The 18,393-nt window shown below is 60.7% G+C and carries 20 protein-coding genes; 11 read left to right on the top strand and 9 right to left on the bottom strand.

The window, feature by feature from the left end:
- Positions 1 to 6: 6 nt before the first annotated feature.
- On the top strand, positions 7 to 1,101 hold the full coding sequence (locus B9Q17_RS10430) for a uroporphyrinogen-III C-methyltransferase (RefSeq protein WP_094625176.1): 1,095 nt from the start codon (positions 7 to 9) through the stop codon (positions 1,099 to 1,101).
- Positions 1,098 to 2,339 (top strand): heme biosynthesis HemY N-terminal domain-containing protein, encoded by a 1,242-nt coding sequence (locus tag B9Q17_RS10425; RefSeq protein ID WP_094625175.1) that lies wholly within the window; start codon positions 1,098 to 1,100, stop codon positions 2,337 to 2,339. The genes B9Q17_RS10430 and B9Q17_RS10425 overlap by 4 nt, the downstream gene beginning before the upstream one ends.
- Positions 2,340 to 2,419: 80 nt before the next feature.
- Here B9Q17_RS10425 and B9Q17_RS10420 read toward each other — a convergent pair whose 3' ends face one another.
- From B9Q17_RS10420 to rho, 3 genes are all read right to left on the bottom strand, one after another.
- Positions 2,420 to 3,454 carry a 2Fe-2S iron-sulfur cluster-binding protein gene (locus tag B9Q17_RS10420; RefSeq protein ID WP_425268616.1) on the bottom strand — a complete coding sequence of 345 codons (1,035 nt, stop codon included), beginning with the start codon at positions 3,452 to 3,454 and terminating at the stop codon, positions 2,420 to 2,422.
- The gene (gene ubiD / locus B9Q17_RS10415) at positions 3,426 to 4,913 is read right to left on the bottom strand and encodes a 4-hydroxy-3-polyprenylbenzoate decarboxylase (RefSeq protein ID WP_058339961.1); all 1,488 of its coding nucleotides are present in this window, start codon (positions 4,911 to 4,913) and stop codon (positions 3,426 to 3,428) included. The genes B9Q17_RS10420 and ubiD overlap by 29 nt, the downstream gene beginning before the upstream one ends.
- 226 nt (positions 4,914 to 5,139) lie before the next feature.
- A complete protein-coding gene (gene rho / locus B9Q17_RS10410) occupies positions 5,140 to 6,402 on the bottom strand; it encodes a transcription termination factor Rho (protein WP_022987538.1) in 1,263 nt (420 codons plus the stop codon).
- 20 nt (positions 6,403 to 6,422) lie between these two features.
- Here rho and B9Q17_RS18035 point away from each other — a divergent pair, with 20 nt between their 5' ends.
- The 5 genes from B9Q17_RS18035 to B9Q17_RS10390 all read left to right on the top strand — a co-directional run bounded on the left by B9Q17_RS18035 (position 6,423) and on the right by B9Q17_RS10390 (position 9,276).
- On the top strand, positions 6,423 to 6,602 hold the full coding sequence (locus tag B9Q17_RS18035; protein WP_152521743.1) for a hypothetical protein: 180 nt from the start codon (positions 6,423 to 6,425) through the stop codon (positions 6,600 to 6,602).
- 160 nt (positions 6,603 to 6,762) lie between these two features.
- Entirely contained in the window at positions 6,763 to 7,335 is a 573-nt protein-coding gene (gene moaB / locus B9Q17_RS10405) for a molybdenum cofactor biosynthesis protein B (RefSeq protein ID WP_094625173.1), read from the top strand.
- 9 nt (positions 7,336 to 7,344) lie between these two features.
- Positions 7,345 to 8,559, top strand: coding sequence for a molybdopterin molybdotransferase MoeA (locus B9Q17_RS10400; RefSeq protein WP_094625172.1), 1,215 nt, complete (start codon positions 7,345 to 7,347; stop codon positions 8,557 to 8,559).
- Between the two features lie 2 nt (positions 8,560 to 8,561).
- The gene (gene moaD, locus B9Q17_RS10395; RefSeq protein WP_094625274.1) at positions 8,562 to 8,822 is read left to right on the top strand and encodes a molybdopterin converting factor subunit 1; all 261 of its coding nucleotides are present in this window, start codon (positions 8,562 to 8,564) and stop codon (positions 8,820 to 8,822) included.
- A gap of 1 nt (position 8,823) precedes the next feature.
- A complete protein-coding gene (locus tag B9Q17_RS10390; RefSeq protein ID WP_022987534.1) occupies positions 8,824 to 9,276 on the top strand; it encodes a molybdenum cofactor biosynthesis protein MoaE in 453 nt (150 codons plus the stop codon).
- Positions 9,277 to 9,342: 66 nt separating this feature from the next.
- Here B9Q17_RS10390 and trxA read toward each other — a convergent pair whose 3' ends face one another.
- Positions 9,343 to 9,669 (bottom strand): thioredoxin TrxA, encoded by a 327-nt coding sequence (trxA, locus tag B9Q17_RS10385; protein WP_014420340.1) that lies wholly within the window; start codon positions 9,667 to 9,669, stop codon positions 9,343 to 9,345.
- Between the two features lie 276 nt (positions 9,670 to 9,945).
- Between trxA and ppx the strand changes: the two genes are divergently transcribed.
- Positions 9,946 to 11,472: an exopolyphosphatase gene (gene ppx / locus B9Q17_RS10380; protein ID WP_094625171.1), complete on the top strand. Its 1,527-nt coding sequence runs from the start codon at positions 9,946 to 9,948 to the stop codon at positions 11,470 to 11,472.
- 9 nt (positions 11,473 to 11,481) lie between these two features.
- On the opposite strand, the gene B9Q17_RS10375 is transcribed toward ppx, so the two are convergent.
- Positions 11,482 to 13,428 (bottom strand): ATP-binding cassette domain-containing protein, encoded by a 1,947-nt coding sequence (locus B9Q17_RS10375; protein ID WP_094625170.1) that lies wholly within the window; start codon positions 13,426 to 13,428, stop codon positions 11,482 to 11,484.
- A 43-nt stretch (positions 13,429 to 13,471) separates the two neighbouring features.
- Between B9Q17_RS10375 and B9Q17_RS10370 the strand changes: the two genes are divergently transcribed.
- From B9Q17_RS10370 to bamJ, 3 genes are all read left to right on the top strand, one after another.
- Entirely contained in the window at positions 13,472 to 14,014 is a 543-nt protein-coding gene (locus B9Q17_RS10370; protein WP_094625169.1) for a TIGR02444 family protein, read from the top strand.
- A complete protein-coding gene (locus tag B9Q17_RS10365) occupies positions 14,005 to 14,385 on the top strand; it encodes a DUF4124 domain-containing protein (protein WP_094625168.1) in 381 nt (126 codons plus the stop codon). The genes B9Q17_RS10370 and B9Q17_RS10365 overlap by 10 nt, the downstream gene beginning before the upstream one ends.
- Before the next feature lie 122 nt (positions 14,386 to 14,507).
- Positions 14,508 to 15,221: an FKBP-type peptidyl-prolyl cis-trans isomerase gene (gene bamJ / locus B9Q17_RS10360; protein WP_094625167.1), complete on the top strand. Its 714-nt coding sequence runs from the start codon at positions 14,508 to 14,510 to the stop codon at positions 15,219 to 15,221.
- Positions 15,222 to 15,300: 79 nt separating this feature from the next.
- On the opposite strand, the gene B9Q17_RS10355 is transcribed toward bamJ, so the two are convergent.
- The 4 genes from B9Q17_RS10355 to gshA all read right to left on the bottom strand — a co-directional run bounded on the left by B9Q17_RS10355 (position 15,301) and on the right by gshA (position 18,343).
- Positions 15,301 to 15,780, bottom strand: coding sequence for an Rsd/AlgQ family anti-sigma factor (locus B9Q17_RS10355; protein WP_058339969.1), 480 nt, complete (start codon positions 15,778 to 15,780; stop codon positions 15,301 to 15,303).
- Between the two features lie 72 nt (positions 15,781 to 15,852).
- Positions 15,853 to 16,359, bottom strand: a complete 507-nt coding sequence (locus tag B9Q17_RS10350) for a disulfide bond formation protein B (RefSeq protein WP_199456867.1) — start codon at positions 16,357 to 16,359, stop codon at positions 15,853 to 15,855.
- Positions 16,360 to 16,472: 113 nt separating this feature from the next.
- A complete protein-coding gene (rmf, locus tag B9Q17_RS10345) occupies positions 16,473 to 16,691 on the bottom strand; it encodes a ribosome modulation factor (protein WP_022989524.1) in 219 nt (72 codons plus the stop codon).
- 92 nt (positions 16,692 to 16,783) lie between these two features.
- Entirely contained in the window at positions 16,784 to 18,343 is a 1,560-nt protein-coding gene (gshA, locus tag B9Q17_RS10340; protein ID WP_094625166.1) for a glutamate--cysteine ligase, read from the bottom strand.
- Between the last annotated feature and the right edge of the window lie 50 nt (positions 18,344 to 18,393).

The following is an 18,393-nucleotide window of genomic DNA, read 5'->3' as shown; positions in this document are numbered from 1 at the left end:
GTAAGGATGCCCGTGACTGAAACAACAGAACAACTACCCGCCACCGTCGAGCCCGACAACACCGCCGAAAAACCGCGCCTTTGGCCAATCTGGGTGGTCGCCGGTATTGCCCTGCTCATTACGCTGATACTGGCCCTGTGGAGCTGGCAGCAGTGGAACAACCACCAGGCCACCCTGCAGGTGATTACCGACCTGCGCCAGGATACCGCCCAGCTGGAAGACCTCTACGGCAGCCGGGGCAGCGAGCAGAGCCAGCGCATGCAGGCCATGGAGCAGAAGCTGGCCGAACAGCGTGAGCTGATTGCCACCCAGCAGCGCCAGATTGACCACAACGCCCGGGAACTGCTGGAAGCGGGGAACCGCACCCGTACCGACTGGCTGCTGGCCGAGGCCGAATACCTGCTGCGCATTGCCAACCAGCGCCTGCTGATTGAAAAAGACATCAAGGGTGCCTTGTCGGCCCTGGAGTCTGCTGACGAAGTGCTGGCAGAGTCTGACGACATCGGCGTGTTCCCGGTGCGACAGCAACTGGCTAAGGAAGTGTTGTCCCTGAAAGGTATCGAGGGGGTCGACCGCACCGGCCTGTACCTGAAACTGGAAGCCGCCATTGCCAGCCTGCATGACCTGACCGACCAGGCCCTGATCCACGACCGAGCGCCCGGGTTCAGCATGGTCGGAGACGACCAGGCCCCGGAAGACGGCAGCAATATGCTCACCCGCGGCTGGAACCGGTTCGCCGATACCATGAAACAGGTGGTTGTGGTGCGCCGGCTGGACGAGCCGGTCAAGCCGCTGTTGTCTCCTGACCAGAGCGCCTGGGCCCGGCTGAACCTGCAACTGATGCTGGAAGAAGCCGAAATGGCGGTCTTGCGGGGCAACCAACCGCTGTACGAACGGGCGCTGAACAAAGCTATCAGCACCGTCAAAGACTGGTATGACAACACCAACCCGGCTATCCAGGGCATCAGCGGCACGTTGACCGAACTGGCAGACCGGAATGTGGATCCCCAGCTGCCCGATATCAGCAAGTCCCTGGACCTGCTGAAAGAGCGCCTGGCAGGACGCACCGCTGCCGGCAGCAACGGAGGCGATGAATCATGATCCGCCTACTGCTGATCCTGCTGATTGCCCTGCTGGTGGGCACCGGGCTGTCTCTGGGGCTGGCCTATGATCTCGGCTATATCCGTGTCAGCCTCGGCAACTATCTGATCGAAACCAATTTCTGGGTTGGCCTCGGGCTGATCGTTGTCCTGGTGATGCTGAGCCTGTTCCTGATCGGCCTGCTGAAGCGGTTCCGCCAGGGTACCGGCCTGATGGCCACCTGGGTCAGCCGCGGCAACGAACGCCGTGCCCGCCGGCGCACCACCAAGGGCCTGCTGGCACTGGCCGAAGGCAACTGGCCACGAGCCAGGAAACTGCTGGTGAGCTCCGCCAACCATGCCGATACACCGCTGATCAACTACCTGGCGGCAGCACAGGCCTCGTTCGAATCCGGTGACCACGACTCGGTCGACCAATTACTGCGCCAGGCCTTTGAAAGCACCCCCGGCTCCAGCCTGGCGGTCGGCCTGACCCAGGCCCAGCTGCAGCTGGCGGGCAACCGGCTGGAACAGGCCCTAGCCACCCTGCTGCGCCTGCGTAAAGAAGCACCGCACCATCCGTTCGTGCTCAAGCTGCTGAAGAACACCTACCTGCGGCTGGAAGACTGGCGGGAATTGTCAAAACTCCTGCCGGACTTGCGCAAGCGCAGCGTGCTGACGGAAAAAGAACTGGATGACCTGGAACGACAGGTATGGCACAACCTGCTGGAACAGGCTGCCGCCGACTGCGAGCGCCGACGCAAGGAAGATCCGGAAGCGACCCTGGAACCGCTGACCCGGCTATGGGACGAACTGCCCCGGTTCGTTCGGCGCGAAGAGTACACCATCCGGGACTACGCGGGGTTACTGGCCCGTCTGGGCGATGAGGGGCAGGCCGAAACCCTGCTGAGAAAAGTGCTGCGTAACCACTGGAGCGACGAGCTGATCAACCTCTACGGGCGGCTTGAGGGCCACCAGCCGGATGAGCAGTTAATCATTGCCGAACAGTGGCTGAAAGACCGCCCCAACAATCCGGAACTGCTGCTGGCACTGGGCCGCCTGAGCCTGCGCAACGAACTGTGGGGCAAGGCCCGGGAATATTTCGAAACCAGCCTGCGCCTGAAACGCAGCCGTGAAACCCTGGCGGAACTGAGCCGCCTGAGCGCCCATATGGGCCATGAAGAAGCCAGCATCAAGCTGCTGATGCAGGGGCTGGAGACCGACAACGGCCTGCCCGAGTTGCCGATGCCCCGGGCCTGAGCCCTCAGCGCACAACATGAGCCTTCAGCGCCACAACATAAGCCATCAGCGCCACACTCTGAGAGAGTCAGGCCAAGCAATCAGGCCCTGGGGGCGTACTCCAGCACATCCGAGAAAAACGCCTGCACAGGCAGGCCTTTTTCCAGCAGCGCATCCATCAGGGTATACACCATGGTGGGCGAGCCACTGGCATGAACTTCCACGTTCTGCCAGTCGGCCCCGGACGCCAGTACAGCCCGCACCAACTGGTCATGGTGACCACCCCAGTCATTATCCTCGTCATCCCCGACGACAGGCACAAAGCTGAAATTGCTCCAGTCTTCATGCCACTGTTGCGCCAGCGACCTCAGGTACATGTCCTCGTGCTTGCGCACGCCCCAGAACAGGGTCACGGGGTGGCTGTACCGGGTTTCCTGAAGGAATTCCACCAGGCTTTTCATCTGGGCAAAGCCGGTTCCGGCCGCTACCAGCAGTAAAGGCTTGTCCGGCGCCGCAGCCAGGCAGGCTTTGCCATTGGGCAGTTCCACCGTCACATCCTGGCCGGAGGTGAGCGCATCAATCACCTTGCGGGCTGAAACCCAGTCCGGGGAAGCCTGGATGTGCAATTCGATATGCTCGGCGGCGGGGCTGCTGGCGATGGAGAAATAACAGGGATCTTCCCCCGGCAGGATGACCGAAAGATACTGACCGGCATGGAAGGCCACATCGCGGCGCCTCGGCAGCTTCAGCTCAACCCGGAACACATCGTGACTGATCGAGCGCACATCAACTACTTTGGCTGCATACTGACGGGGCAGATGGTTCGCAGTTGCCATAATGGCAGGTATCTCCAGTTTCAGGTCGGTCAGGGCAAGCGTCCGGCACATCATCAGCCGATCACCCTCCGATAAGGTTTGTTGGTTCCGGGTATTCAGGGCCTGCCCCGTTATCAGGGTTGCCTCACAGATCTCGCAGACACCGTTGCGGCAGGCTGCCGGCGCCTGGATACCCGCAGCCGCGGCAGCGGACAGCAAATCCTCATTGCCCGCTACGCCGTAGCCCAACCCGGCCGGCTGCAACTCAACCCGGTATGCAGCCTGTGCCTTGTCAGTCGGGGCGGGTGTCACGATTTTCAATACCGAGACTGTCCCAGATCTCATCCACCCGCTGTTTGACCTCATCGGTCATGGTAATGGCAGTGCCCCACTCCCGGTCGGTCTCGCCGGGCCATTTATTGGTGGCATCCATCCCCATTTTCGAGCCAAGGCCAGACACCGGCGACGCGAAGTCCAAGTAATCGATGGGGGTGTTCTCCACCAGCGTGGTGTCCCGGGCCGGGTCCATACGGGTGGTGATGGCCCAGATGACATCTTCCCAGCTGCGGGCGTTCACATCGTCGTCGGTCACAATCACGAACTTGGTGTACATGAACTGACGCAGGAACGACCAAACGCCCATCATCACCCGCTTGGCGTGGCCCGGGTACTGCTTCTTCATGGTGACCACCGCCAGCCGGTAGGAGCAACCTTCCGGGGGCAGGTAGAAATCCACAATCTCCGGGAACTGCTTCTGCAGGATGGGAATGAACACTTCGTTCAGCGCCACACCCAGCACCGCCGGCTCATCGGGCGGGCGGCCGGTGTAGGTGCTGTGGTAGATCGGGTCTTTGCGGTGGGTAATACGCTCCACGGTAAACACCGGGAACTGGTCCACCTCGTTGTAATAACCGGTATGGTCGCCAAACGGGCCTTCAGGCGCCATATCATCCGGATAGATAAAACCTTCCAGCACAATCTCGGCACTGGCCGGAACCTGCAGGTCGCTCAGGCCGGCTTTCACCAGCTCGGTACGGCTGCCCCGCAGTAACCCGGCAAAGGCGTATTCAGACAGGGTATCCGGCACCGGCGTAACAGCGCCCAGGATGGTGGCAGGATCAGCCCCCAGGGCAACCGCAACCGGATAAGGCTTGTCCGGATTGGCCCGGCGAAACTCCTGGTAATCCAGCGCGCCACCGCGATGGCTGAGCCAGCGCATGATCAACCGGTTACGGCCGATCAGCTGCTGCCGGTAAATACCCAGATTCTGCCGCTCCTTGTTCGGGCCACGGGTAATCACCAGCGGCCAGGTCACCAGCGGGCCGGCATCCCCGGGCCAGCAGTGCTGCACCGGAATCTGGTACAGGTCGACCTTGTCCTTCTCGATCACCACGTCCTGGCAGGGCGCGGAACGGAGCACCTTCGGGCTCATGCGCATCACCTGCTTGAACAGCGGCAACTTCTCGATCGCATCCTTGAAGCCCTTGGGGGGATCCGGCTCCTTCAGAAACGCCAGCAGCTTGCCGATCTCCCGCAATGCCGAAACATCCTGCTGGCCCATGCCCATGGCTACACGCTTTGGCGTGCCGAACAGGTTGGCCAGCACCGGCATGTCATAGCCCTTGGGATTCTCAAACAACAACGCCGGCCCACCGGCCCGCAGCGTGCGGTCGCAGATTTCGGTCATTTCCAGGTGGGGGTCGACTTCTGCGCTGATGCGCTTGAGCTCGCCCTGCTTTTCCAGCTGGGCGATGAAGTCTCTCAGGTCGTTGTATTTCATGCTGTGCTCCGCTTCTGATCTACGGTACTACGGAGTTCGGGCTTTTCCGGACTGCCCTTGTAGTTGGTCTTGATACTTTTTCTGTTCGGTGTTGGAACAAAGCCGGGAGGGGGTGTCAAAACGGAAAACAGTGGTTTTCCTGATTGTTTTGACACCCCCTCCCGGCCTTGTTCTTTGAACTTTCGGAGTGAACCTCCGACAGTTCAGCCGAGTATAGGAACTCGCATCAACGACGCTTCATAGACTGGAAGAATTCGTCATTGGTCTTGGTATCCCGCAGCTTGTCGAGCAGGAATTCCAGAGACGCAGTGTCATCGTCCATGGAGTGCAGCAGCTTGCGAAGGATCCACACGCGCTGGATTTCCGCTTCGCTCATCAGCAGGTCTTCGCGGCGGGTGCCGGAACGACGGATGTTGATGGCCGGGTAAACCCGCTTCTCGGCAATCTTGCGGTCCAGGTGCACTTCCATGTTACCGGTGCCCTTGAACTCCTCGTAGATAACCTCGTCCATCTTGGAACCGGTATCCACCAGCGCTGTGGCCAGAATAGTCAGGCTGCCGCCCTCTTCTACATTCCGGGCTGCACCGAAGAAGCGCTTGGGTTTTTCCAGGGCGTGGGCATCCACACCACCGGTCAGCACCTTGCCGGAAGACGGAATCACGGTGTTGTAGGCACGGGCCAGACGGGTGATGGAGTCCAGCAGGATGATCACATCCTTCTTGTGCTCCACAAGGCGCTTGGCCTTTTCGATCACCATCTCGGCTACCTGAACGTGGCGGGCCGGCGGCTCGTCAAAGGTAGAGGCCACAACCTCGCCGCGCACGGTACGCTGCATTTCCGTCACTTCTTCCGGGCGCTCGTCAATCAGCAACACCATCAGGTGACATTCCGGGTTGTTGCGGGTGATGGACTGGGCGATGCCCTGCATCAGCAGCGTTTTACCGGCCTTGGGCGGAGATACGATCAGGCCACGCTGGCCTTTACCGATCGGAGCTACCAGGTCCAGTACCCGGGAAGAGAGATCCTCGGTACTGCCGTTACCTAGCTCCAGGGTCAGACGCTCCTGGGGGAACAGCGGGGTGAGGTTCTCGAACAGAATCTTGTTACGGGCGTTGTCCGGCTTGTCGAAGTTAATCTCGTTAACTTTCAGCAGGGCAAAATAACGTTCGCCATCTTTCGGCGGGCGGATCTTGCCGGAAACGGTATCGCCGGTACGCAGGTTGAAACGGCGGATCTGACTGGGAGAGACGTAGATATCGTCCGGACCGGCCAGGTAAGAGGCATCGCCGGAACGAAGGAAGCCGAAACCGTCCTGCAGAATTTCCAGTACACCATCACCGTAAATGTCTTCGCCGCTTTTGGCGTGTTTCTTCAGGATGGTGAAGATCACGTCTTGCTTGCGCGAGCGAGCCAGGTTATCCAGACCCATTTCTTGCGCAATATCGAGCAATTCGGGCACGGATTTCTGCTTGAGTTCAGTAAGATTCATAGTTTGTTGGATTTTCAGGAATGGAAGTAAACGACAGTTGGAATGACAGGGGTGCCCCTGAACGCATTGATCTGATTAAGCTGAAACAAGGTGCTGGCTCGATGGAGCTACCGGTGCAGATGAAATCCGGATTAAGTATGCTGAAGCCAGAGAGTGGGAACAATCGTTCGCCGGGCAAGCGGCATAATCGACCACCTTGAAGGCTGATGTCAAGACCTGTGACCAAATTTAAACCAGTGGCTTGCCCTGCATCAGACCAATGTCGACACCGGAAATCTCTCTGGCAGGCACCCTCTTCCATTTACCAGCGCCAATCCGGATACTGACTATATTATTGATACAGCCTTCTGGAGTCTTTCCATGAGCAGTGACCTTACCAGCGAACTCAACCCCCTGAACGTCGCTCTGTTAACCGTATCAGACACCCGCGGCCCCGCCGAAGACACCTCCGGCCAGTACCTGGAAGACCAGATTATTGAAGCCGGCCACCGGCTTCTGGCCCGCCGTATCCTGCCGGACGACGTCTACCTGATCCGTGCGCTGATGTCCCTGTGGATTGCCGATCCGGAAGTTCATTCAATCATTATCACGGGCGGCACCGGCTTTATGGAACGGGACAGCACCCCGGAAGCCGTTGGTGCGCTGCTCGACAAGGAAATTGTCGGCTTCGGCGAAGAGTTCCGCCGTTTGTCCGCCGCCGAGATCGCCAGTTCCACCATTCAGTCCCGGGCCTTCGGCGGCATGGCCAATAATACAGTCATTTTCTGCCTGCCCGGCTCCACCGGCGCCTGCCGCACCGGCTGGGAAGGCATTCTGAAAAGCCAGCTCGACAGCCGCCACGGCCCCTGCAATTTCTCAGGGCTGACCTTGCGCAAGCCGGATCGTGCCTGCCAGCGGCTGCACGAAGTAATCGGCTCCCGGGCCGAGCGATAAGGAGACGTTATGGCTGGCCAGAACCTGATCTCCCTGGACGATGCCCTGAACCACCTGCTTGACCGGGCCACTCCGGTTACCCGTGCCGAGGCCGTCAACCTGACAGAATGTCTGGGCCGGATCCTGGCGGAAAACCATTATGTACCGGCCGATGTGCCGCCGGCCGACAACAGCGCGGTGGATGGCTACGCGGTTTACCACAGTGATGTACGTGATGGCGAAGCGCTGACCGTGTCTGACCGGGTTCCCGCCGGCACCGCCCCGGCGCCGCTGCAGCCGGGCACGGCAGTGCGCATCTTCACCGGCTCGGAGATCCCCGAAGGCGCCGATGCAGTGGTGATGCAGGAGCGGGTAGAGCGTACCGGCGACAGCATCGTGATCAACGCTACGGTCAGCTCTGGCCAGAACATCCGGCAGCGCGGGCAGGACCTTACCAAGGGGGCCCTGGCCCTGGCCCGGGGTACACGAATCCGGCCACAGGAAATGGGCCTGCTGGCGTCCACCGGTATCAACCGGGTACCGGTGCTGGCGAAGCTGAAAGTGGCCATCCTGACCACCGGCGATGAGCTGGTAGACCCGGGCCAGCCACTGGCACCGGGGCAGATCTACAACACCAACCGGTATACCCTGCTGGGTCTGCTGGCCGAGGCTGGCTGCGACGTAACCCTGTGTGAGAGCCTGGAAGACACCCGCGATGCCACCCGCCAGACCCTTGCACGGGCTGCGGCAGAGGCCGACCTGATCATCACCAGTGGCGGGGTATCGGTGGGCGAGGAAGACCATGTGCGGGCCGCGCTCGAGGAATCCGGCAAGCTGTCACTCTGGCGCCTGGCAATCAAACCGGGCAAGCCGCTGGCGTTTGGCGAAGTGGCGGGCACGCCGGTTATCGGACTGCCCGGCAACCCGGCGTCGGTACTGGTTACCTTTATGGTCGTGGCCCTGCCCTACATCCGCAAGCGCCAGGGCCGCTCCGATGTTGCGCTGACCGGTGAGCGCTTGCCTGCCGCGTTCGAGATTACCGAGACATCGGTGCGCCGCGAGTTTGTCAGGGCCCGCAAGGAGAATGCCGGCTCCGAAGTGCAGGTTGCGGCCTTCCCCAACCAGAGTTCCGGGGTAATGAGTTCCGCCTGCTGGGCTTCGGGATTGGCAATAGTGCCCGAGAATACCCAGGTGGCCCGGGGCGACCTGGTTACGTTCTATTCCTTTAATGAATTGCTGAGCTGATGATGACCGAGCCTACCCTGACCGTTCGTTTCTTCGCCCGCCTGCGGGAAGAGCTGGATACCGATTCCCTGAGCCTGCCCGCCAATGACGGGCAAACCGTCAACGACCTCCTGACCCAACTGGCCAGCCGTGGCGGCCGGTGGGCCCAGCTTAAGGGCGACCAGCCGGTCATGGTGGCGGTCAACCAGGCCATGGCAAAACCCGCCACGGCGGTGAAGGCCGGTGATGAGGTCGCGTTTTTCCCGCCGGTAACCGGAGGTTGAGATGATTTCTGTGCAGACCGGGGATTTTGATACAGGCGCGGAATATGCCGCGCTGAGAGCAAGCGGTTCAGGCACCGGTGCCATTGCCACCTTCACCGGACTGGTCCGGGATTCCGGAGACCTGTCCGGCGTAACGGGGCTGTTTCTGGAACACTATCCGGGGATGACAGAAGCGGTTATTCAGGGGCTGATAGACGAGGCTTCCCGCCGCTGGGATGTCCGTGATGCCCGGGTGATTCACCGGGTCGGACGGCTGGCGCTTTCCGACCAGATCGTATTTGTTGGCGTGTGCAGCGCCCACCGGGGCGATGCCTTCGCCGCCTGCTCGTTCATCATGGATGCGCTGAAAACTTCCGCTCCGTTCTGGAAGAAAGAGATGACCTCTGACGGCGAGCACTGGGTGGAACAGAAGGCGTCTGATCGTGAACGGACCCAGGCCTGGTCTTCAGACTGACGAGCTCAAAGCACAAAAAAACCGCCCGTGAAGCGCTGTTCAGGGGCGGTTTTTTTCAACAGCAGATCAGAGGTTGCTGTCGAGGAAGGCGGCCAGCTGTGACTTGGACAGGGCACCTACCTTGGTGGCGTCGACATTGCCGTTCTTGAACAGCATGAGGGTCGGAATGCCACGAATGTTGAACTTGGGCGGGGTCTGCTCGTTTTCGTCGATGTTCAGCTTGCAGACTTTGAGCTTGCCTTCGTATTCGTCGGCGATCTCTTCCAGAACCGGTGCGATCATCTTGCACGGGCCACACCACTCGGCCCAGTAATCTACCAGTACCGGAACGTCGGATTTCAGTACGTCCTGTTCAAAGGAAGCGTCGGTGACATTAACGATATTTCCGCTCATTACCTTTTCCTGATTCAGGCGCTCCCGGGCCGTTCTTGCCGGCCCCGGCGGAGTCGCTGTTGACTGTAGCAAACGAACTTTTCCGAAAGGGAAAATCCCGCCTGCCCGGATTTCGTTAGACGGATACTTTACGCGATTGGCCGCCTGAATGTGAAGCGGGAAGTATCCCGCTCAGGGTTGATTCGTGTCAGTAATGACCGCAGTCCGTTACTGACACACCCCTGTTTCTTCACTTATAGTACGACCAAGTTCACACGACACAGGATTCCTACCAACGTGACGGCCACCTCCAACGCCGAGAACGCAACAACCGCACCGGACATGCTGGCAGCCATTGATATGGGCTCCAACAGTTTTCACATGGTCGTGGCCCGCCTGGTGCACGGCGAAATCCGCACGGTGGAAAAAATGGGCGAGAAGGTTCAGCTCGGCGCTGGCCTGGACCAGTACAACCGCCTGACCGAGGCCGCCCAGCAACGGGCGCTGGAGTGCCTGAGCCGGTTTGCCCAGCGGCTTCAGGGCATGCCTGCGGCGGGGGTGCAGATTGTCGGCACCAACGCCTTGCGGGTGGCACGCAACGCCCACGAGTTTATTGCCCGGGCGGAGGACGTTCTGGGTTATCCGGTGGAAGTGATTGCCGGCCGGGAAGAAGCCCGCCTGATCTATCTGGGGGTGTCCCACACCCTGGCGGACGATTCCGGTAAACGGCTGGTGATTGATATCGGCGGCGGCAGCACCGAGTTTATTATCGGCCAGCGCTTCGAGCCCCAGGAACTGGAAAGCCTGCACATGGGCTGCGTATCGTTCCGCAACCGCTATTTTCCGGACGGCAAGATCAGCCGCAGGCAAATGGACAAGGCCATCATCCACGCCGAGCAGGAACTGCAGAATATCCGCCAGCACTACCGGCAGGTGGGCTGGCAAAGCGCCGTAGGCTCCTCCGGTTCGATCAAGGCCATCGCCAATGTGCTGGCCGCCCTGAAGATTACCGATGGCACCATTACCCGCACCGCCATGGAAGAGCTGCGCAAGCGGCTGGTGGATATGGGCAAGGTGGAAAAACTGGCCGAGCTGGGTGTCCGGCAGGATCGCCAGAGCATTTTCCCGGCCGGCTTTGCCATTCTGCTGGCTGCCTTCCGGTCTCTGGATATCGACGCGATGACCTTCGCCGATGGCGCCCTGCGAGAAGGCCTGCTGTACGACATCGTCGGGCGTATCCAGCATGAAGATGTGCGGGAGCGGACCATTTCCGCACTGCAGGAACGCTACCATGTCGACCAGGCCCACGGTGCCGCCGTTGAGCAGACCGCCATGGCTGCCTGGGAGCAGGTAGCCGACCAGTGGGGCCTGCGCACCGATGCCGACGAAGATGTACTGCGTTGGGCCTGCCGGCTGCACGAAATCGGCCTGACCATTTCCCACAGCCAGTACCACAAACACGGCGCCTACCTGCTGCGTTACTCTGACCTGCCGGGCTTTACCCAGCAGTTCCAGAAAGACCTGGCTACCCTGGTGCGCGGCCACCGGCGTAAATTTTCAGCGGCGGTATTTGAAGGCATCGAGCCGGAAGACAAGCCCCGGCTGCGTTACCTGTGTGTACTGGTCCGGCTTGCGGTGCTGATCCAGCACCCCCGCAACCTGGAACAACCGCCGGAATTTTCCCTGCATGGCCACGAGAACAAACTGGTGGTGGAGCTGCCCCAGGGCTGGCTGGACAACCGGCCGCTGACCCTGGCAGACCTGAAAAACGAGCGGGATTACCTGGCCCGGCAGGATTTCGTGCTGGAGATCAGCGCCCGCTGAGGCCGGCACTCAGCCGACCAGTTCCGCCTCCAGGTTTTCCACGGTTTCACTGACGTCCAGCCACTCGGCCTCCACATCGTCCAGTTCCCGCTTCAGGCCTGTCTGCTGTGCCAGCAGCTCCTTCAGCTTCACCTTGGCGCTGTCGTCGTAGATGGCCGGATCGGACAACTGCTGTTCGACCCCGGCCAGCTCCTGCTGAAGCTGCTCCATCCGGGCTTCCAGGTTTCCCTGCTTCTTGCGCCAGGGGCTCAGCTTCTGGCGCAGCTCGGCTTCCTGACGCTTGCGGGCCTTGCGCTCATCGGCGGTCAGGGCGTTGGCCCCGGCGGCAACTTTGTTTTCTGCCTCCTGTTCGACCACCTCACGTTTCGGAGGCTCATCATCATCCTTTCGGCGTTCCGCCAGCCAACGCTCGTAGTCTTCCAGGTCGCCGTCGTATTCCTGCACCGCACCGTCTGACACCAGCCAGAACTGGTCCACGGTGTTGCGCAGCAGATGCCGGTCGTGGGACACCACCACAATGGCTCCGTCGAAGTTCTGCAGGGCCATGGTCAGGGCCTGGCGCATTTCCAGGTCCAGGTGGTTAGTGGGCTCATCCAGCAGCAACAGGTTGGGTTTCTGCCAGGCAATGATCGCCAGCGCCACCCGTGCCTTCTCGCCACCGGAGAAAGAACGGATCGGGCTCAGGGCCTCGTCACCGTGGAAATCAAAGCCGCCCAGGAAATTTCTTACCTGCTGTTCGGAGGCCCTTGGGGCCAGGCGCTGCAGGTGCAGGAACGGGCTGGCGTCCAGGTCCAGCGATTCCAGCTGGTGCTGGGCGAAGTAACCGATGGCCAGGTGTTCGCCACAGGTTCGCTCACCGGCAAGCAGCGTACCGGTGCCACGCAGTGCATCCATAAAGGTGGACTTGCCGGCGCCGTTCGGGCCCAGCAGGCCGATCCGGGACCCCGGCAACAGGGTGACGTTAATGTTCCGCAGGATGGCGGTATCGCCATGGCCCGCTACGCCGTGTCGAATCGACAACAAGGGGTTCGATACCTTGTCGGCCATGGGGAATTCGAAGCTGAACGGCGAATCTACATGGGCAGGGGCAATCCGTTCCATGCGCTCCAGTGCCTTGACCCGGCTCTGGGCCTGCTTGGCCTTGGTGGCCTTGGCCTTGAACCGGTCAATAAAGCGCTGGATTTCGGCAATCCGGGCCTGCTGGCGCTCGAAGCCCGCCTGCTGCTGGGCCAGCCGCTCGCTGCGCTGAACCTCAAAGGCGGAATAGTTGCCGGTGTAGAGCACCAGTTTCTTCTGGTCGAAATGCACCAGGTGGGTGGCCACCCGATCCATGAAATCCCGGTCGTGGGAAATAAACAGCAGGGTGCCGGAGTAGCGGCGCAGCCAGTTCTCCAGCCACAGGCAGGCGTCGAGGTCCAGGTGGTTGGTGGGCTCATCCAGCAGCAACAGGTCTGACGGGCGCATCAGCGCCTGGGCCAGGTTCAGCCGGATGCGCCAGCCCCCGGAAAATGCCGATACCGGACGCTCCGCATCGCTGTCCGCAAAGCCCAGGCCCCGCAACAGGGCTTCTGCTCGCCGTGGAGCAGACCAGGCTTCGTGCAGGTCCAGATCGCCGTGAGCGTGGGCGATGGCGTGGTCATCGCCCCGGGCTTCGGCCTCGGCCAGTTCCCGTTCCAGCCGGCGCAGTTCGAAATCACCATCCAGGATAAAATCCCGGGCCGAGCGGGCCGAGGCTTCTACTTCCTGCGCCATATGGGCAATCCGGCAACCGCCGGGCAAGGATACACCACCCTGCTCCGCCGCCAGCTGCCCCAGTAACAGCTTGAATAAACTGGACTTACCGGCGCCGTTGGCGCCCACAATGGCCACCCGCTGGCCGGGTTGAACTGTCAGGTTGACGTTTTCTAGCAACCAGACGCCGCCTCGTTGTAAACTGAGATCGGTTATCGTTAACATAGATTTACTTTATCCATGGAATTCTGCCGGAACGCGCCCTGCCATGACCGCTTGCCAGCCTGAACCGCTGAATCTGCCGGTAACAATGGAACCGGATAACCCACTCTGGCGTTATGCACTGGCCTGTTGGCGAAACCCCGGGCTGGCACAGGGCTGCCTGGAGCTTCAGAAACAGGGCTGGAGTGTTACCCGAATTTTATGCGCCGCGTGGCTGGGCGTGAACGGGCGCGTGTTCACCGGTATCGAGGACGCTAAGGTAACAGAGTGGCGCGACCGTGTAACCGGTAGCATCCGGTCGGCGCGAAAATCCATTCCCCGGCACCATGAAGACTGCCGGCAACTGCGGGAAGCCCTGGCCAGCGCCGAATTACAGGCGGAACAAACAGAACTGGCCCTGGCCTGGCAATCCATCATGACCTTGAATCCGGAGACCGGCACCATGCAAGACACCACCGCTGCCATCCTGCAAAACCTGGATGCGGCAGCACCGGCCCGGACACCGGAGCCCGATCAGATGAATCAATTACATACGCTGGCTGCACATCTGGCCGATACTGCCCGGGGAGACAGCCAGCCATGTTTATGAAATGGCTGATTCGCCTGGCGTTTCCGGCACTGGGCCTGCTGTTGCTGCTGATGTTTTTCGGCCTGGGCGACCCGGAGACGGTATCCGAACCCACGGCAGAGAAAAAAACTGAAGAGGTGCCCCGCTTCGAGGGCCTGCTGCCCTCGCCCATTCCGGTAGAGGGCCCCGACATTGTATTCAAGTGGCAGGATACCGAAGGCAACTGGCACTACGCCGACCAGCCTCCGGAGCAAGGTTCCTGGAACGCCCTGACCATCGACCGGCCGAGCCAGACACCCCAGGCCACAGGCGCCGATTCCGCCAACGACTGGCAGGCACCCTACCGCGCGCCGTTCAGCCTCAACGGCTCCACCGGCAGCAACGGTTCCTGACCTCCCCGGACAACTCCCTTACCACATGTTCAGTGGCATACTGGCGACGAACCCGTTACCTTGTCTTTCTTAACAAATCCAATAGGGCCCGGCGCCCTGATACACGTATAAAGGACGGAAATATGAAGAAAACCCTGTTAGCTGTTGCCATGACCGGCCTGGTTGCCGGTTGCTCCACTTCCCAGGAACCGGCCAAGGATCCCGCCCTGGAGTCCACTCCGGAAAAGGTCAGCTACGGCATGGGCCTGGTACTGGGCGAGCGCATGGGCAACGACCTGCCAGACCTGCAGATGGAACAGTTTCTTCAGGGCATCCAGCACGGCCACGCCGGCGATGAAGATGCCAAGCGCCTGAGCCGCGAGGAAATCCAGGAAGCTCTGATGGCGTATCAGCAGGATATGCAGGCCCAGCAGGAACAGCAGGTCGAGGAACTGGCCCAGAAGAACCAGGCAGCCGGTGAGGCGTTCCTGGCTGAAAACGGCGAGCGTGACGGCGTAGAGACCACCGAGTCCGGCCTGCAGTACGAAGTCATTGAAGAGGGCAATGGCAGCCAGCCGACCGCCGAAGACCAGGTGCAGGTGCACTACACCGGCGAGCTGATCAATGGTGAGGTTTTCGACAGCTCCCGTGAGCGCGGCCAGCCTGTCACCTTCGGCCTGAACCAGGTTATTCCGGGCTGGACCGAAGGCCTGCAGCTGATGAGCGAAGGCGCCCGTTACAAGCTCTACATCCCGTCAGACCTGGCCTACGGCCCGGGCGGCAACCAGGCGATCGGCCCCAACGAAGTGCTGGTGTTTGATGTGGAACTGCTGGCAGTGAATCCGGGCCAGGAATAAACAAAGGCCCTGAACAGCAAAAAACCGGCCTGATTGCCCAGGCCGGTTTTTTATGATTCGGTTGTCGCCCCTGCCCGGATCAGGCGGATGCCATTTTGCCGGCGTGGGCGTTGTGCAGGTGTTCGATCAGGAAATCTTCCAGCTCGAACCGGCTCTCAAGTACTTCGCCAAGCTTCGAGACTTCTTCAAACAGGAAGCTCACATCCTGCTCGGTCAGGATGCGGCCATCCACGTTGTCATTGAAGTTCAGCGCCACTTCCGTGGTTTCCTGGATGCGGGGATACACCTTGGCCGCCAGTTCTTCGCCACCGTCGTTGAATTCCCGGGCTTCGCGGATCAGCTGTTCGTAGATTTCAAAATGGCCGGTCGATACATAGTCCACCAGCACTTCGCACAGGCGAATAAACTTTTCCCGGAGCATGTCGGTTTGCGAGTAATCCGTCAGCGCTGACAGCTCACAGTAATGAACCAGCAGTTCCTGGCGCTCTTTCAGCCAACGGTCGATCAGCTCACTGACGCCACCCCAACGCTCCCTGGCATTCCGGCAATTCTCCAACATGACGCCTGTCTCCCCTCAGTCTTTACGTCAGGCAACCAAGTTACCCCATGGCTGCAGCCTGCCGCAACTGTTTCAGCTATTCACCCAGTTTTTGGGTTGGTAGCTCCGGAACATGACAAACAAGCCAACCAGAATGACCAGGCTGAAGAACACAGCGGTCCAGCCCGGAATACTCAGACCCAGAAAACGCCAGACCACGGCTGCACAGTCTCCGGTGCCTTTGAGGGCGGTCTGCAGCACTTCAAACCAGGGCAGGACTTCGAGCATATAATCCACCGAGGGGCCGCAGGCTGGCACCTGGTCTTCCGGCAGGCTTTGAAGCCATAACTGCCGTCCGGCTACGCCAAGCCCGGCACCGGCACTGAGCACCATCAGGAAGCCGTAAACCCGGTTACCGAAGCCTTTGGGGCCATGCAGGAATGCCAGCAGGCTGACCAGTCCGGCACCCATAAAGCCGAAGCGCTGCAACCAGCACAAGGGACAGGGCTCAAGCCCCATCACGTGCTCCATGTAAAAGGCCACCGCAAGCAACCCGGCGCACACCAGAAATACAAGACCGAAAATCCATCTGCTCGTCAAAACACTACCCCGCATCACAGTTAGGGACTGCACGAAAACTCAGTGAGCAATCCTACCCCATGACGCGGGCAGAGCATAAGCGGTTAAAACAAAAGGGGAAGAAAAATCGGGGATCAGGCGATGCGGGCAAACAGATCGTCGTCGCCCTGCTGGCCACCGGCCTGCACGGCTTCACCGGCGTCGTCCCAGCCGGCCTCCCAGGCCGCAATCACAACGTCACCGCGATAGGGGCAGCGGGTTTTGTCCATACCCATGGAGCCGGCCATGTAGCCCTGCCGGTACGCCTTGTTCAAGGCTTCCACGTCCCATCCGAGTTTGATGTCTCTTGCCACGGTACAGCCTCCCTTACCTGATGTTAATAAACGTAACAACAGGTAAGGGAGGCGGCAAGCGGCAAAAGCACTTTCTGTGAGTCAGGTCGCTTTCAGGCTTTCAGATAGTCTTCCAGGAATTCGGAGAACGGCTGGGTATCGGCCGCTTCCATCGCCTGCTGCTCCGCCAGCGATTCCCGGGTCATGGCCTGGTAGGCCGACAGCACATCCGGCGCCAGAGTCTCATTACGGAGGGTTTGCTGATGCTGGCGGGACATTTCCAGGGTCCAGTCCCGGTGGCCAAGGCCGGACGCAGACATAGCATCGAGCACCCGGGCAGAAGGTACCGCCCAGTCTGAGCCCTGCAGCTTGTCGCGCTGTGCGGCCAGGGCGTTGCGGTAGGTCTCACCCTGCTCCCAGCCGTCGAGTTGTTCCGCCAGCGGCTGCAGCCGGTCCAGCAGTTCCCGGGCGGCGTTGCCGACAGGCACCCGTTCGCCGTTTGCCCGGCACAGGGCCAGTTCCTGCCAGCGGCCGGAAGCCACAACATCCTTGTAGTTGTCATCCAGCCGCTCGCATTCTTCGTCGCCAATACGCGGCGAGTCGGTCAGCAGGCAATCGAGCAGGAACAGGTCCAGGAAATCAACCTGCGCCTGGTTCACGCCGACCGGCGAGAACGGATCGAGGTCCAGGCAACGCACTTCGATGTACTCCACGCCCCGGGCATCCAGCGCCTGTATCGGCTTTTCGCCCCGTTCGGTGGTGCGTTTCGGGCGCACCGCGCTGTAATACTCGTTCTCGATCTGCAGCACGCTGGTGTTGATCTGGATGAACTCGCCGTCGCGCTGGGTGCCGATGGCCTCATAGGCCGGCCAGTTGGTGTGGATGGCGCGGCCCAGGGTGCGGGTGTAGGTGGCCAGTTCGTTGAAACAGATATTCAGGGAGGCCTGGGCATTGTTGTGGTAGCCCAGATCGCCCATGCGCAGGGAAGTTGCATGCTGGCCGTACCAGGTGCGGTCGTCGAAGCGGCTGAGATCGTGCTTCATGTTGGCAACGAAGCTGGAATCCAGCGCCGGAGACGCCCCGAACAGCAGCATCAGCAGCCAGCTGCGGCGGCGGAAGTTGCGGATCAGCCAGAAGTACTGGTCGGATTTGAAATCCTGCAGGGAATCGCTATTGCCCGTGACTTCCTGCCACTTCTGCCAGAAGCTGTCGGGCAGCGACAGGTTGTAGTGGGCACCGGCAATGCTCTGCATCACCCGGCCATAGCGCACCGCCAGCCCCTGACGATAAACATGCTTGAGCTGGCCGATGTTGGAACGGCCATACTCGGCGATGGGAATGCTCTGGTCGCCATCGATTTCGCAGGGCATGCTGGCGGCCCAGAACACTTCGTCACCCAGGTTCTGCTGCACATAACGGTGGGTGTCCCGCAGGGATGCAAGCATGGCACCGGTGCTGTTGAACACCGGGGTAATCAGCTCCAGCAGGGCTTCGGAGTAGTCGGTGGTAATCCGCCCATGGGTCAGGGCAGAGCCCAGAGCCTCCGGATGGGGCGTCTGGGCGATGAAGCCGTTGGCATCCACCCTCAGACCTTCTTTCTCGACACCTTTCAGAAAACCGTTCCAGTCACTGGCGGCAAACTGCTGAAGCAGGGAATGGCGGGAATCTGCCATGATTGGCTCCTGTTGAAGCGGCTACCCTTGCGTGGGGCAGCCGCCATTGA

Origin of the sequence: Marinobacter vinifirmus (genome assembly GCF_002258215.1) — a bacterium.
GTDB lineage: Bacteria > Pseudomonadota > Gammaproteobacteria > Pseudomonadales > Oleiphilaceae > Marinobacter > Marinobacter vinifirmus.
The sequence above is the reverse complement of the archived record's forward strand: the minus strand, read 5'-3'. Positions and strand labels throughout refer to the sequence as shown.

What these genes read in the sequence shown, in the direction of transcription:
- B9Q17_RS10430 (WP_094625176.1), top strand. Translation starts at nt 7, where the DNA reads ATGCCCGTGACTGAAACAACAGAACAACTACCCGCCACCGTCGAGCCC.
- B9Q17_RS10425 (WP_094625175.1), top strand. Translation starts at nt 1,098, where the DNA reads ATGATCCGCCTACTGCTGATCCTGCTGATTGCCCTGCTGGTGGGCACC.
- ubiD (WP_058339961.1), bottom strand. Translation starts at nt 4,913, where the DNA reads ATGAAATACAACGACCTGAGAGACTTCATCGCCCAGCTGGAAAAGCAG.
- rho (WP_022987538.1), bottom strand. Translation starts at nt 6,402, where the DNA reads ATGAATCTTACTGAACTCAAGCAGAAATCCGTGCCCGAATTGCTCGAT.
- B9Q17_RS18035 (WP_152521743.1), top strand. Translation starts at nt 6,423, where the DNA reads ATGGAAGTAAACGACAGTTGGAATGACAGGGGTGCCCCTGAACGCATT.
- moaB (WP_094625173.1), top strand. Translation starts at nt 6,763, where the DNA reads ATGAGCAGTGACCTTACCAGCGAACTCAACCCCCTGAACGTCGCTCTG.
- B9Q17_RS10400 (WP_094625172.1), top strand. Translation starts at nt 7,345, where the DNA reads ATGGCTGGCCAGAACCTGATCTCCCTGGACGATGCCCTGAACCACCTG.
- moaD (WP_094625274.1), top strand. Translation starts at nt 8,562, where the DNA reads ATGACCGAGCCTACCCTGACCGTTCGTTTCTTCGCCCGCCTGCGGGAA.
- B9Q17_RS10390 (WP_022987534.1), top strand. Translation starts at nt 8,824, where the DNA reads ATGATTTCTGTGCAGACCGGGGATTTTGATACAGGCGCGGAATATGCC.
- trxA (WP_014420340.1), bottom strand. Translation starts at nt 9,669, where the DNA reads ATGAGCGGAAATATCGTTAATGTCACCGACGCTTCCTTTGAACAGGAC.
- B9Q17_RS10375 (WP_094625170.1), bottom strand. Translation starts at nt 13,428, where the DNA reads ATGTTAACGATAACCGATCTCAGTTTACAACGAGGCGGCGTCTGGTTG.
- B9Q17_RS10370 (WP_094625169.1), top strand. Translation starts at nt 13,472, where the DNA reads ATGACCGCTTGCCAGCCTGAACCGCTGAATCTGCCGGTAACAATGGAA.
- B9Q17_RS10365 (WP_094625168.1), top strand. Translation starts at nt 14,005, where the DNA reads ATGTTTATGAAATGGCTGATTCGCCTGGCGTTTCCGGCACTGGGCCTG.
- bamJ (WP_094625167.1), top strand. Translation starts at nt 14,508, where the DNA reads ATGAAGAAAACCCTGTTAGCTGTTGCCATGACCGGCCTGGTTGCCGGT.
- B9Q17_RS10355 (WP_058339969.1), bottom strand. Translation starts at nt 15,780, where the DNA reads ATGTTGGAGAATTGCCGGAATGCCAGGGAGCGTTGGGGTGGCGTCAGT.
- gshA (WP_094625166.1), bottom strand. Translation starts at nt 18,343, where the DNA reads ATGGCAGATTCCCGCCATTCCCTGCTTCAGCAGTTTGCCGCCAGTGAC.